This window comes from Micromonospora sp. NPDC005413 (assembly GCF_040606435.1).
Lineage (GTDB): Bacteria > Actinomycetota > Actinomycetes > Mycobacteriales > Micromonosporaceae > Micromonospora.
Window position 1 is genome coordinate 178,491 of record NZ_JBEXEV010000001.1, and the last position, 12,293, is coordinate 190,783.

The following is a 12,293-nucleotide window of genomic DNA, read 5'->3' on the forward strand; positions in this document are numbered from 1 at the left end:
ACACAAGATCCATTTTTTAGCCGCAGGCTGACGACCTGCGGCTTTCCATTTCTGTCCCCGATGTGCGGGTCGCACGGACCTCTGCTGTGCTCAGCCTACTAAAGATCTGCGGAGGCAGCCTTTACCGTTCCTGCCGTTCGCACGACCAAGTGTTCGGTATGCCGGCATGCCGCCGGAGTCCTCGGATCCGGCCACGTGGCCGCTGGCGCACGTCGGCTTCGGCGTCGGCTACGGCCCGACGGCACAGGGCTTATTGGGCCAAGCGCGGGTCACCGAACATTGCCGCTGTCCCCGATGATCTGGTTGAAGGGCACGATCGCACCGCCGGTCGCCGGTCGCCGGTCGCCGGTCGCCGGTCGCCGGTCGCCGGCCGGCGGTCGCCGGCCGGCGCACCGCCAGCGAGCAAGGCGCTCGCCCAGTCGCCGCCGGTGGACGCGATGGTCAGCGCGGTGGTTGCGCTGCCGGCCAGGGCGCTCAGCGCCAGGAGTAGTGACGCGGACCAGGCGCCCAGCCCTGCAGAAAGACCTGGTAAGCGGCCAGAATTCGACAACAGCAGCCGTTCCGCGCAGTGAAACCGGAGCCGCAGCAGCGCGCGAGGGAGACAATCATCACATTCATTGAACTCGCCTCGTCTATTGACTCTGACGCATGTTGATGTTTGACGGAGACCTAAAAACGGACGACTTTACATTGCCCATTGTCATTCGATAACAGTGCGCGCGATGATCTCGAGCGGATCGGGTCGGACCGCCCGGGCCGGTCGGAAGGGATGCGCTCGTGAAACGAACGAACGATGGGCCCACACTGCCTGGCGAGGGTGACACCGACTATGCGCGCTACATGCGTACGGATGCGCTGCTCGACCTGCAAAGGCGGCCGGGGGAGATGATTCACCGCGATGAACTGCTCTTTCAGGTGACGCACCAGTCCACTGAACTGTGGCTCAAACTGGCGGCGGCCGAGTTGACTGAGGCGATTGCCCGGATCGACGTGGGTGAGCCGGCGCCGGCCGAACTCCTGCTCGCCAGGGCCACGCTCGCCGTACGGCTCATCACCGACCAACTCGACATGTTGGGCCACCTGCGTCCGGCGGATTTTCAGGCGATGCAGCCAGCACTTGGCAATGGGTCGGGTGCGGAGTCGCCGGGCTGGCGGCAAGCCCAGGCCGCGGGCCGCAAGCTCGGCCAGGCGTTCGCCACCTTCCTCGCCGACCGAGAGGTCGACCTGGTGACGCTCTACTCCCGGGAACCGTCCGACCCTGCCTACCGTCTCGCCGAGGCCATGGTGGAGTTCGACGATCGGGTCTCGTCATGGCGGGTGCGGCATTACAAGCTCGCGATACGAGTTGGCAGCCACGGTGTCATCGGCACCGCGGGCAGCCCATCGGGCATGCTCGCCAAACTGATCGACTACCGCTTCTTCCCCGACCTGTGGCAGGGACGCGCGAACCTTGCCCTGGGTAGCCCGGTGGGCGAGAGCTGCCTTGCATGAGCTGACGAGCTGGCTATCGGCCGGCGCCGACCCCGGTGCCTTTCCCTACACGACGGTCGTGGCTGAGTTCCACCGGACCGGCAAGCACTTCGTCGCCGACGACGTCCTCGTTCTCCTCGACCGGATTCGAGCGATCATGCCGCAGGCCGAGGAAACAAGGCTTCTGCGGGACTTTCTCGACGTCGCGCTTGACAAGCGGGACGGTCGATACGACTACCAGAGCTACTTGGCACTGAACCTGCTTCGGATGCCGCGCGATGAGTCCACCAACGACCGGCGGGTTGACCTGCGACGACAACACGACCGCCTCTACGTGCACCTCATCGCCGATGCCCTTGCGTTCGAGTTGGCAGCCGAAGCTGGTGCGACCGATCTGCTTCCCCTGCACCGACCGGGACCGGAACGGGTGGCCAAGCGTTACCGGCTCGGGCTCCGGGCGGTGTCGGCGGCGCTGGCCCGGCAGGGCCGATCGGCCACGGTCGATCCGGCCGAGCCCGCGGCTGCGGTGGCCGTGTTGCACGCCGTGGTGGTCGCGGACCAGAGCCTCTCAGAGCGGCGCGATCTGCTGATCGGAATGCTGCCGGTCTACGTGGTGCACGACGAGTACCTGTTCATCCGGGTGCTTCAGGCATACGAGGCCACGTTCGCGATGCTCGCCGCTGAGGTACGGGCGACGGTCGAGGCTCTGACAGGCGGGCACGCCGGGGCGGCGGCCGATCGACTGGCGTACGGCCGGGAGCTGCTCAATGCTGCCGCGCCGCTCTTCTCGCTGATGGCCACCATGCAGCCGGAGTCGTTCCGCACGTTCCGCGTCTACACCGAGGGTGCCAGCGCCATCCAGTCCCGGTCCTACAAGCTCGTCGAGTCACTGTGCCGCTCACCGGAGGAGCCGCGCCTGTCCTCCGCCGCCTACCTGTCGGTGCCTGAGGTGCGCGACCGGGTGCTGGCCGGCCAGCCGTCGATCGAGCACGCCTACCACGCGGCGAGTCGACTCGGCCGTCTGCGTGAACCTGACCGCCTCCTACTCGACACGCGTATGGGTGAGTTCGCGAACGCGCTGACCCAGTGGCGTCAGACCCATTACCGAATTGCTATCCGGATGCTCGGCACCCGCACGGGCACCGGATACACCGAGGGCACTCCATACCTGGCGACGGCCCGATCCATACCAGTCTTCACCACGGCAGACAACGCGAGGAGACCCGCGATGAACGGACTCCCTGAGCCTTTCGCCAATGCGCAGGCGACGATCCGCGAGCAGTTTCCATTGTTGAGCACATGCGTCTACCTCAACAACAACTCGACCGGTGCCGTACCCAAGGGTGCTGAACACGTCCTGACCCACTACTGGGAAACGCTACGTACCTGGCGCGACGGCGTCTGGGAAGGCTGGCACGACGGCCTCCAAAAATACACCGACGAATTGGCGGCGTTCATCAAAGCCCAGCCGGGCAGCGTGGCCATCGACACCAACTTGAGCACCTTACTGGCGCGGGTCGCCTCCTGTTTCGACTACCAGGCACCCCGCAACCGGGTGGTGACGACCGACCTGGAGTTCCCGACCATCCCGTTCATCTGGAACGCGTTCCGGCGATACGGTGCCGAGCTCGACGTGGTCGGCTCGGGCGGGCCACACCTCGACGAGGAGGAACTGCTGCGGCGAATCGATGAGCGGACGTTGCTCGTGTGCGTGTCACACGCCAGCTATTCGTCCGGAGCCACCGTCGACCTGGGTCGTCTGGTGAAACACGCACACAACGTCGGAGCCCTGGTGATCGTCGACGCGTTCCAGAGCGTCGGGATCATGCCGCTCGACGTCACGACACTCGACGTCGACTTTGTCCTCGGAGGCGCGCACAAGTGGATGTGCGGCGTCGGCAACGCCTTCCTGTACGTTCGCCCCGACCTGTTGCCCGGCCTCCAACCCGCGGCAACCGGCTGGCAGGCGGGCGACCGGGCGCTGACGTTCCAGCCGTCGACGGGCTGGGCGCCCGACGCGCGACGGTTCACCGGCGGGACGCCGTTCCCGCTCACGTCGCTCATCTCCCAGGTCGGCCTGGACCTGCTCAGCGGTGTCGGCATCGAGGCGATCCGAGCGCATTCACTGGTCTGCACGGACCGGATCCTCCGGCGGGCCGAGGCGGCCGGCATCCCGGTTGTCAGCCCGGTGGAGCCGCACCGGCGCGGCGGCGTGGTGTGCCTGGACATCCCCGACGGCGAGGCGGTCAAGCACCGGCTGGCCCAGCGCGACATGATCTGCAGCTGGCGTAATTACCTGCGGATCGGCCCCCACATCTACAACACGTTGGACGAGATAGACGAGTTCATGGACGCGCTCGAGGACGAGTCACGGGGAAGTCGGCGATGACCCCCACCTTTTCGCCGCGTGCGCTCATGAGCTTGCTGTTCAACGGCTCCAAAGCCGTCGACGTGGTGACGACCGCGCTCAGAATCGGGCTGCTCGACGCGCTGGAACCTGGTCCGGTGAGCCTTCGCGAGCTCGCCGAACGCTTCGAGGTGCAACCGTTGCGGCTCTACAAGTTCCTGGATTGCCTGGAGAGTCTCGGGTTCGTCGAGCGGAACGAGCCGAGCGACGACATCACCGAGACGACCTATCGCGCCGATCCGGGGCTCCGTGCCGCGGCGGCGGCTGCCGTCGGGCCGGACGCGATCGAGCGCGACCGCGACACGTACCCATGGCAGCGGTTGCACGGCCGGTTGGAGGAGAGTCTCCGCGGCGACGTGAGCATGACCGACGACGACTTCTCCTGGCCTCCGAAGACCGACGAACAGACGGAGGCGTTCGAGCGGAGCATGTCCCTCGGGCTCGGACCGGTCATCGAAACCTTCGACCAGCACGCGCACCGTCTGTGGCCAGGGCGACGCCGCTTCCTCGACGTCGGCGGTGGTGCCGGCACGCTTGCCGCGCACGTCCTCGACAACGCCCCGGACCTGCTGGCCGACGTCTACAACCTGCCGACCGTCGCTCCGCTGGTCGAGGAGACCCGCAAGCGGTGCGGCCACCCGGAACGACTCGGGTTCGTCGGCGGCGACTTCTTCACCGAGCCACTACCGGCCGGCTATGACGCGCTCGCGTTCGTCCGGGTGTTGCACGACTGGCCTACCCCGGACTCTCGCAGACTCATCGAAAAGGCGTACGAGGCCCTGCCACCGGGCGGGCTGCTGCTGATCTGCGAGGAGTTCCGCACTCCGGACCGGCTCGCGATGCAGTTCTTCTGGTCCTACTTCCTCATCGGCGTCGACAGTTCCGTCAGCCGGCTTCGCGAGGTCAGCTTCTACACCGGGGTGCTCGCGGAAATCGGATTCACCAACATTGAGGTCCTGCCCGGAAGCTGGGAACTCGTCGTGGCACACAAGCCGGGCTGACCGGACGAGCAGCGTAGAGCCGCACCGGGTTGGTGCTGCCGGAAGAAGGGAGCGCAAGGGGTCGCGCCGGTCTCGACCGGCGCGCATCCTGGGCGAGCCGGCCGTCACGTTCTCTCTGGTCTCGCCGCGCCCGGCGCGTCCGGGGGTTCGACGGGTGCCCATTGTGTCCGTCGCCTCGACGGTGCCTGCCGACTCCGGCTGGGGGTAACAGCGATCGATCAGGCAAACGGGTGTGGATCGAAGCTGATGCCACCCCGTTCGGCCATCCGGAGCACCCGTCGGCCGAGGCGCGGGGGTCTGCGCAGGTACACGGTGTAGCGCGACGCCTGGAACCGTAAGTCCATGTCGCGCCCCTCCAGGTGCCAGCAGGGCTCCCCCAGGCGCGAGGCGGGCTCCCGGCGCAGGTTCTTGAGCTCCAGCGGCAGGCACACGGAGTGCAGGCTGCCGACGATGTCCCAGACGCTGGTGAGAATCAGCGTCGCCGGCGCTACCCAGAATTGAACGTCCCGCGTGGGTCCCGACTCGACTCGGCGCACGATGTAGTCGAGGTCGAGATGCAGCTGCAGGGCTGACGGCGCGGTGGGGTCGAGGTCATCCTGCTCCTGGAACTCCTCCGGGGTCAGGTCCTCGGGTGGACCTTCGTCGTCGGTGACGGCGAGTGCGTGAATTCGGCAGTAGTCCCACGACGTCTCCGCCAGTTCCTGATCCGTCAAGGTGGCCTTCCGGAGGCCGGACTCGGAGTGCACGACTGTCTCCATGGAACGATTATCGCCACGTAGGGCGTCGACAGCTACAGAAGTCGATCGTGGTTAGAATCCACGGCTCGAACGATTCGTCGTCCAGCGTCGAGCAGTCCGTCTGGATGTCACGCCAGGCTCGACGCAGACCGAGTCAGCCGTCACTAACGCGCGGACAAGTACCGCATCGTAGACATTGACTTTGGTCAAGATCAGGTGCGCGCATCTGCCGCAGGCCGAGCGTGATGGCCGGTCGATGACATGTTCGACCGGTCAACTCACCGTAGGCGCATCGAGATGAGTCCTGACCTAGCGTTGATGGATATGTGTGAACAGCGGTTGGTCTTACGGGCGAACACCGGCGCTTTCAGGCTGTCCACGTGCATCTTGTTGTCGAGGCGTGGACCCCATGGCGTCGACGCTGAGTCTGGCCGCTCGCACCGTCGGCCGTCGTCATGACGATTTTACGGAGTACGTGTGTCGAATCGCTTGCGGTACGAAGTGGTGGACGTCTTCACGGATCGGCCGTACGGCGGTAACCCGCTGGCCGTCGTGCTGGACGCGGACGGGCTGGCCCCGGCCGCGATGCAGGCGGTGGCCCGCGAGTTCAACTTGTCCGAGACGGCGTTCGTGTGCCGCCGCACCCGCAGGGGCGCCGGGTACGCGGTGCGGATCTTCACGCCGACGACGGAGATCCCGTTCGCTGGGCACCCCACGATCGGCGCCGCGGCCACGCTGGTCCGGCTCGGCCGGGTGCCAGCCGGCCCAGTGGTGCAAGCCCGGTCGCGCGGGCGTCCGGATCTGGCCGATGAGCGGATGTTCGTGGCTACGAGTGTTCATGCGACGGTGTGGCCGTCCACGCGGCGACGACATCGACGTGGCGCAGGCCGGACCCGTCATGGCGGCAGCGGATGTTCAGGCCGCGGCCTTGGAACCTGCCCGAGCCGGTCACCATGATCAGCCACACGAGCGGCCGACAATCCTGACGGAAACTGTCAGTTGAGGGCCGTACCATCCGAGACATGCGAGCGACCGGAACATTCGACGTAGCTGACTTTACGGCGGCCTCCGTGCCGATCTCCGAGATCAAGACCGGCTTACCGGTCGGCTTCGCCACCATGCGCAAGACGTTCACCGGCGACGTCGACGGCCGATCCGAAACACTCTTCACGGCCGCCTTCGACGCCGCGACCGGCACAGGCACGTACGTCGCGATGGAGTCCTTCGAGGGCGGCATCGCCGGCCACGCGGGCACCTTCAACTTCGTGCACTCCGCCACCACCACAGGTGAGAACCGGCAGGCCGAGTTCCTGGCGATCGTCCCCACAAGCGGCACCGGCGACCTGACCGGCATCCGCGGCACAGGAGGCATGACAGTCGACGAGGACGGCACCCACCGCATCTGGTTCGACTTCGAATTGTCCTGACACCCGCCTCCCGGGTGGTCAATGGCGGCAGGGATCGTCCGGTGACTACGCCGACAGCGCACGTACTCCCGGGCGGCCCGGGGCGGGTCAGGAGTCGATGGGCGCTGGCCCGCGCGGCTGTCGTGGCACCGTTCAGCCGGCGTCAGGGTCGGGAGCTGTTGTTCTGCCTGGCCGGGCTGCCCTTCGCCATGGTTAGTCCGCTGGTGCTCTTCGTTTTCGCCGTGGACATGATCTGGTTGGCGGCCGACGGCGGACGGGGTAACCCGTCCGCAGCCGAGATGGTCATCGCCGGTGTCTGTTTGGGACTGCTGCTCGTGCTGCTGGTGTCGACGACTGGGGCCCGGAGGCTCGGCTCGTTGCAGCGCACGCTCGCGACCCGGCTGCTCGTGGTGCGAGTCGGGGCGTCGCCGCCGGTGCGGCGAAGCCCTGGCGGTCGGGCCTGGCCCCGCCCGGGCCCTCGCGACGGGGCCGGTTGGCGGGTGATGGCCTACCTGCTGGCCAAGCTGCCGGTCGGGCTGGCCGAGCTGTACGCCGTGTTCTTCTGGGTCGGCGGGCTGGTCAACCTGGCGTATCCGCTCTGGTGGGGGGCGTTCCGCAACCACCCGCCGGGGGTCCGGCTGAGTCCGGTGCCGGGGCGGTCTCGCCTTCGCAGTGGGCCTCAGCGTCGCGCCGACCCAGCTCAGCCCTGGCCGCCTGCATGATCGTCGGGGGTGCGGGCGGCCGTGGCCTCCTCGAGCTCGAGCAACCGGCGGCGGAGCCGCTCCGTCTCGGCAGGGCTTCCGTCGCGGAGGAGGACGACCGCCCGCTGCCAGGCTTGCCGCGTAGCATCTGGGCGACCGAGGCAGAGGTGACTCTCGCCGAGATGCAACAGGCTCTCGGCCTCCTGGAAGCGGTCGCCGACCTGCCGGGACAGTTCCAGAGCCAGGTCGAAGCAGGACACCGCCCGGTCGTACTCGCCGAGGCGGTGGTGGATGTATCCGAGGCTGTCCCATGTCTGGGCCGCAGCGGTGACGTTACCCATTGCCTCGTGCAGTGTGAGTGCCCGAAGGCAGTGGTCCAACGCCGTGGCAAGGTCGCCGAGTTGGGCGTGATCCCACCCCAGCGCGTTGAGCGCCCTGGCCTGGCCCACCTTGTGTCCCACGTCGGCGAAGATCGACAGGGCGCGCTCGTCCTCGGCGAGTGCCGCCCGGTGACGGCCCTGCAGCTCGTACACCCATCCGAGGTAGAGGCGGGTGTAAGCGTGGCCGGACGGTAGGTCAAGCTCGATGAAGAGCCTGCAGGCGTCGCGAAGATGGGCGACGGCTTCGTCGTGCCGGCCTACCTGCACCGCGGCCAACGCCAGTTCCCGCAGCGTGTGGGCCTGGCCGAGGATATCCCGTCCGTGCTTGGCCGCCCGCAGCGCGATGCGCTGGACCGAGGCCAGGTCCTGCCAGTACGCCTGTCGGCTCAGGAAGGTGGCGAGAGCCCAGGACAGCCGCCACGCATGGCCGTCGTAGCCGGCGCGCTCGGCGTCCGCCACGATGGCGAGCAGCACCGGACGCTCCGCGTTCAGCCAGCGCGATGCGTCGGCCCGGTCGTGCAGACGCTCGACTGCGACGCCCGTCGTCGGAGCAGGCAGGTCGATGGTGTCCCGGTGTGGATCGGTCAGGAGCGCGGCGGCGTGGGCCGTGTGCACGTAATGGTCGTAGAGGCGCTGCCGTGCGTCACGGTCGTCGTCGTCGGCGGCCAACTCGGCCGCGTAGGCGCGGACGAGGTCATGCGAGGTGTACCGGCCCAGGCCGTGCCCACTGACCAGGTGCGCCCTGGACAGATGCTCCAGAATCCGCTTCGTCGGGTTCACCGGCAGTCCGGCCAGACTGGCCGCGGCAGCGGCGCTGACGTCGGGCCCGGGGTGCAGCCCGAGCAGCCGGAACAGCCGGGCCGGCTCCGGTCTGAGCGCCCGCCACGACCAGGACAGGACCGCCCGGACGTCCGCGGTGGGTTCCCCCGTGGCCAGCGCGTCCAACCTGCCTGGGCGGTCGACCAGGTCGTCGGCCAGGTCGTCGGGCGACAGGGCTCGGTTGGTGCTCGCGCGAGCGGCGACGATGGAGAGCGCCAGGGGCAGGCCGGCGCACGATGCGACGATCTGTTCGATGCGAGCCGCCCATGCCGCCGTGCGTCCTCGCCCCAGCCTGCGAGCCAGCAGGTCGAGGGACTGCTGAGTGCTCAGCGGATCCAGCGGCAGCGGGTAGGCGCCCTCCGTGGTGAGCAGCCCCACGAGCTGATCGCGGCTGGTGATCACCACAAAGGAGTGGGATGCGGACCCGGGCAGCAGCGCGCGAACCTGATCGGCGTCGCGTGCGTTGTCCAGCAACACGAGCATCCTCCGGCCGGCCATGAGGCTGCGGTAGAGGGCCGTCTGACCGTCCAGGTCGCGCGGTATCGACTCCGGCCGTGTGCCGAGCGCCTCCAGGAAGCCACGAATCGCCGTCGACACCGGCAGTGGCCGGTTGTCGGGGGAGAAACCGCGAAGGTTCACGTAGAGCTGGCCGTCCGGAAAACGGTTCAGGTGCTGATGGGCCCAGTGCAAGGCCAGCCACGTCTTTCCCATGCCTCCGACGCCTGAGACCACCGCCGCCACGCCCGAGCAGGATGCGAGCTCGTCACCCAACAGCTCGGTGAGCCGGTTCAGTTCCTGCCGCCTGCCGACGAAGATCGGTGGGACCGCAAGTAGCTGACGTGGGACGGGAGCGTCCTCCGCGTCCATCACGGTTTCGCTGGGCGGTGGCACGACCGGGTGTGCCGAGCCCGGATCCGCGCTCCGGGCGGTGTGGCCGCTGGTAGCCCGTCCGGTGGCGGTCACCGGCCCGGAACCGGTGCCCCGGCGGGCACCGCCGGCGTTCTGCGGAGCTCCCGTCAGCAAGGCCTGGTGCAGGATCTGCAGCTCGTCGCCCGGGTCGATACCCAGTTCCTCGGCGAGGTGCTGCCGCACCGTGGCGTAGCGGTCGAGCGCCTCGGCGGTCCGCCCCGCCTGCTGCAATGCCCGCATGAGCGACGCGGCGAGCGGCTCGACCAGTGGGTAGTCGTCCGCCAGCTCGCCGAGCCGAGCGATGACCGGGTCCGGGTGATCGAGCGCCAGTTGGGCCTCCGCCCAACCGAGGGTCGCCTCGAGCCGCTGCCGACGGCAGCTCTCCCGCACCTGCTGCGGCCATGAACCGCCGAGCCCGGCCAGCGGATCGCCGCGCCACAGCTCCAGCGCCTCGTCGAGCAGCGCCGCTCGACGGTTTTGGGGCACCGCCGGTTGGCGTGCCGCGTCGACCAGTCGCCGGAAGCGGTGCAGGTCGACCGCGTCCGGGTCGACGTCGAGAAGGTACCCGTCCGGACGCCGCCGCAACCGGGTGTGAGTCTTGGGCCTCGCGGCCACCGGGGCCAGCAGCCGCCGGATCCGCATCACGTGCACGTAGAGGGCGTTGCGTGCGCCGGCTGGTGGATGCTGATCCCACACCCGATCCACCAGCACGGGGACGGACACCGGTTGACCGGCGTCGACGATCAGCGCGGCGAGGACAGCCCGTTGCTTGGGCGGCCCCAAATTCACCGATCTACCGGCAACGATCAGCTCCAATGGACCGAGTATGCGGAACTGCGCCATGGTCCCCCAATCGCGAAGCGCGACCGCCGTTTAGATTTTCTTAAGATCATTACATATGCGCCGGCGGCATGATTCCACCGTCCCGACCCGTAGAACGGGCCCGGTGCTCCGTTCGGTGCACGGCGGCACGTTCTGCTCGACCGGAAGGAGTGCACATGTATCGGAAGTTGGAGGCGGCCGGGAGCCGCTTCCTCGCGCTGTTCGTGCCGACGGTGGAGGCGGAGGCCGCCTGCGGCCCGCAGAAGGTGGTGAACTACTCGTCCTGCTGGCAGTGCGAAGCTCCCTGCGGTTACTACGCGAGGTGCAGGGCGATCTGCCGCGATGGCTGCGGTTGCCAGGTGACCACCTGCTACTGCTAGTAGCCGGCGTGCCCGGTGGCCCCACGCCACCGGGCACGCCCCGCACCCCCGCTTCGCAGCCAATCCACCAGAGGAGCAACTGTGGTCTATCTGGCAATCGGAGTTCAGTGCCTCCTCGGAACGGTGTTCGTCGTGTCGTCGTGGACGAAACTGGTCGGTCGGCATTCGTTCCGCGAATTCGTCACGTCGGTGGATGATCTCGGCCTATTGCCGATCCGCTGGGTTCGACCGATCGCGTGGCTGGTCGTCGGTGGCGAGCTTGGAGTCTGTGGCCTGCTCCTGGTTCGCGCGGTTGAGCTGGCGTACGTCCTCGCGGTGTTTCTGTTGGTCGCGTTCGCGATCGTGGTCGCGCTGACGCGGCGTCGCGGCGTCTCCGCGACCTGTCGCTGTTTTGGCGCCTCCACGGCCCCGTTCGGGCGTCGCCACATCGTCCGCAACGGAGCCCTCGCGGCGGCGGCGCTGGTCGCGGCGTTCGGTACGCAGACCGCCGCTCGCGGCAGCACCGGCGGGACGGCGGTCGCGATGCTCGCGGGCCTCCTCGTCGGAGTGGTCGTCGTGACCCTCGACGACATCCTCGACGTGCTCCGGCCGTCGCCGGTACGCCCTTGGCGCCCCGTCGACACGAAGAGCAGGGTCCACGGCTGATTCAGCACCCGGGCGCACACACCGCCCCGGCTCATCAAGGGAGTTGTTCATGTCGATCATCACTGCGGCCGTCGTCCTACTCGCGGCGGTCTGCGCGTTGCAGTTGCTCCTCACCATCGGGGTGATCAGACGGCTCCGCGAGCACACGGACGCCCTGGCTGGTCTCGCACAGTCACCGGCGTCCCTCGGGGTCGGCGACGAGGTGGGCACGTTCAGTTCGGCTACCGTGGACGGCGAACCGGTGGAGCGGGACTCGATCACCGGTGAGACTCTCGTCGCCTTCTTCACGCCCGGCTGCGGACCGTGTGAAAAGCGCCTCCCGGAGTTCGTCTCGTACGCCGGCAGCTCAGCGGGCATGCGTGATCGACCGATTGCGGTCGTCGTCGCCGCCGAGGTAGGCGACGCCGACGTCTACGTCGAGGCCCTGCGACCGGTCGCCCGGGTGTTCGTGCAGGACTCCGACGGGGCGCTGTGCAGGGCTTTCCAGGTGACCGCGTTTCCGACGGTATTGATGGTGGCACCTGAGCGGGACGGGCGGGTCGTGATCACCGCCGACCGGATCCGGCTCGACCAGCCCGCGTCCGTACCGGCATGAACCCACGGTCGTCCCGGCGTG

At 68.1% G+C, this 12,293-nt stretch carries 10 protein-coding genes and 1 pseudogene; 9 read left to right on the forward strand and 2 right to left on the reverse strand.

Annotated features, from left to right (window positions below; translation table 11 throughout):
- The first annotated feature begins 777 nt into the window (after nucleotides 1-777).
- The 3 genes from ABZS37_RS00750 to ABZS37_RS00760 are packed head-to-tail and all read left to right on the forward strand — an operon-like array spanning nucleotide 778 to nucleotide 4,878.
- The gene (locus tag ABZS37_RS00750; protein WP_355164693.1) at nucleotides 778-1,491 is read left to right on the forward strand and encodes a tryptophan 2,3-dioxygenase family protein; all 714 of its coding nucleotides are present in this window, start codon (nucleotides 778-780) and stop codon (nucleotides 1,489-1,491) included.
- Between the two features lie 58 nt (nucleotides 1,492-1,549).
- Nucleotides 1,550-3,859, forward strand: coding sequence for an aminotransferase class V-fold PLP-dependent enzyme (locus ABZS37_RS00755; RefSeq protein ID WP_355164694.1), 2,310 nt, complete (start codon nucleotides 1,550-1,552; stop codon nucleotides 3,857-3,859).
- On the forward strand, nucleotides 3,856-4,878 hold the full coding sequence (locus ABZS37_RS00760; protein WP_355164695.1) for a methyltransferase: 1,023 nt from the start codon (nucleotides 3,856-3,858) through the stop codon (nucleotides 4,876-4,878). The genes ABZS37_RS00755 and ABZS37_RS00760 overlap by 4 nt, the downstream gene beginning before the upstream one ends.
- A 218-nt stretch (nucleotides 4,879-5,096) precedes the next feature.
- Here the strand turns inward: ABZS37_RS00760 and ABZS37_RS00765 are convergent, their stop codons facing one another.
- Complete coding sequence (locus ABZS37_RS00765) at nucleotides 5,097-5,636, reverse strand: hypothetical protein (RefSeq protein WP_355164696.1); 540 nt, start codon at nucleotides 5,634-5,636, stop codon at nucleotides 5,097-5,099.
- A gap of 456 nt (nucleotides 5,637-6,092) precedes the next feature.
- Between ABZS37_RS00765 and ABZS37_RS00770 the strand changes: the two are divergent.
- From ABZS37_RS00770 to ABZS37_RS00780, 3 genes and pseudogenes are all read left to right on the forward strand, one after another.
- Nucleotides 6,093-6,407, forward strand: a pseudogene (locus tag ABZS37_RS00770) (PhzF family phenazine biosynthesis isomerase); the annotation flags it as partial.
- Between the two features lie 230 nt (nucleotides 6,408-6,637).
- Complete coding sequence (locus ABZS37_RS00775; protein WP_355164697.1) at nucleotides 6,638-7,042, forward strand: DUF3224 domain-containing protein; 405 nt, start codon at nucleotides 6,638-6,640, stop codon at nucleotides 7,040-7,042.
- A gap of 41 nt (nucleotides 7,043-7,083) precedes the next feature.
- Nucleotides 7,084-7,743, forward strand: a complete 660-nt coding sequence (locus tag ABZS37_RS00780) for a sensor domain-containing protein (protein WP_355164698.1) — start codon at nucleotides 7,084-7,086, stop codon at nucleotides 7,741-7,743.
- Here ABZS37_RS00780 and ABZS37_RS00785 read toward each other — a convergent pair.
- Nucleotides 7,722-10,646, reverse strand: coding sequence for a BTAD domain-containing putative transcriptional regulator (locus ABZS37_RS00785; RefSeq protein ID WP_355164699.1), 2,925 nt, complete (start codon nucleotides 10,644-10,646; stop codon nucleotides 7,722-7,724). The two genes, ABZS37_RS00780 and ABZS37_RS00785, sit on opposite strands and share 22 nt — an antisense overlap.
- Nucleotides 10,647-10,828: 182 nt before the next feature.
- Between ABZS37_RS00785 and ABZS37_RS00790 the strand changes: the two genes are divergently transcribed.
- The 3 genes from ABZS37_RS00790 to ABZS37_RS00800 all read left to right on the forward strand — a co-directional run bounded on the left by ABZS37_RS00790 (nucleotide 10,829) and on the right by ABZS37_RS00800 (nucleotide 12,272).
- A complete protein-coding gene (locus ABZS37_RS00790) occupies nucleotides 10,829-11,032 on the forward strand; it encodes a hypothetical protein (RefSeq protein WP_355164700.1) in 204 nt (67 codons plus the stop codon).
- Between the two features lie 81 nt (nucleotides 11,033-11,113).
- Nucleotides 11,114-11,677, forward strand: a complete 564-nt coding sequence (locus ABZS37_RS00795; RefSeq protein ID WP_355164701.1) for a MauE/DoxX family redox-associated membrane protein — start codon at nucleotides 11,114-11,116, stop codon at nucleotides 11,675-11,677.
- Between the two features lie 49 nt (nucleotides 11,678-11,726).
- The gene (locus ABZS37_RS00800) at nucleotides 11,727-12,272 is read left to right on the forward strand and encodes a hypothetical protein (protein ID WP_355164702.1); all 546 of its coding nucleotides are present in this window, start codon (nucleotides 11,727-11,729) and stop codon (nucleotides 12,270-12,272) included.
- Nucleotides 12,273-12,293: the final 21 nt, after the last annotated feature.

Coding starts and splice junctions, on each gene's coding strand:
- ABZS37_RS00760 (WP_355164695.1), top strand. CDS start 3,856: ATGACCCCCACCTTTTCGCCGCGTGCGCTCATGAGCTTGCTGTTCAAC.
- ABZS37_RS00765 (WP_355164696.1), bottom strand. CDS start 5,636: ATGGAGACAGTCGTGCACTCCGAGTCCGGCCTCCGGAAGGCCACCTTG.
- ABZS37_RS00775 (WP_355164697.1), top strand. CDS start 6,638: ATGCGAGCGACCGGAACATTCGACGTAGCTGACTTTACGGCGGCCTCC.
- ABZS37_RS00790 (WP_355164700.1), top strand. CDS start 10,829: ATGTATCGGAAGTTGGAGGCGGCCGGGAGCCGCTTCCTCGCGCTGTTC.
- ABZS37_RS00800 (WP_355164702.1), top strand. CDS start 11,727: ATGTCGATCATCACTGCGGCCGTCGTCCTACTCGCGGCGGTCTGCGCG.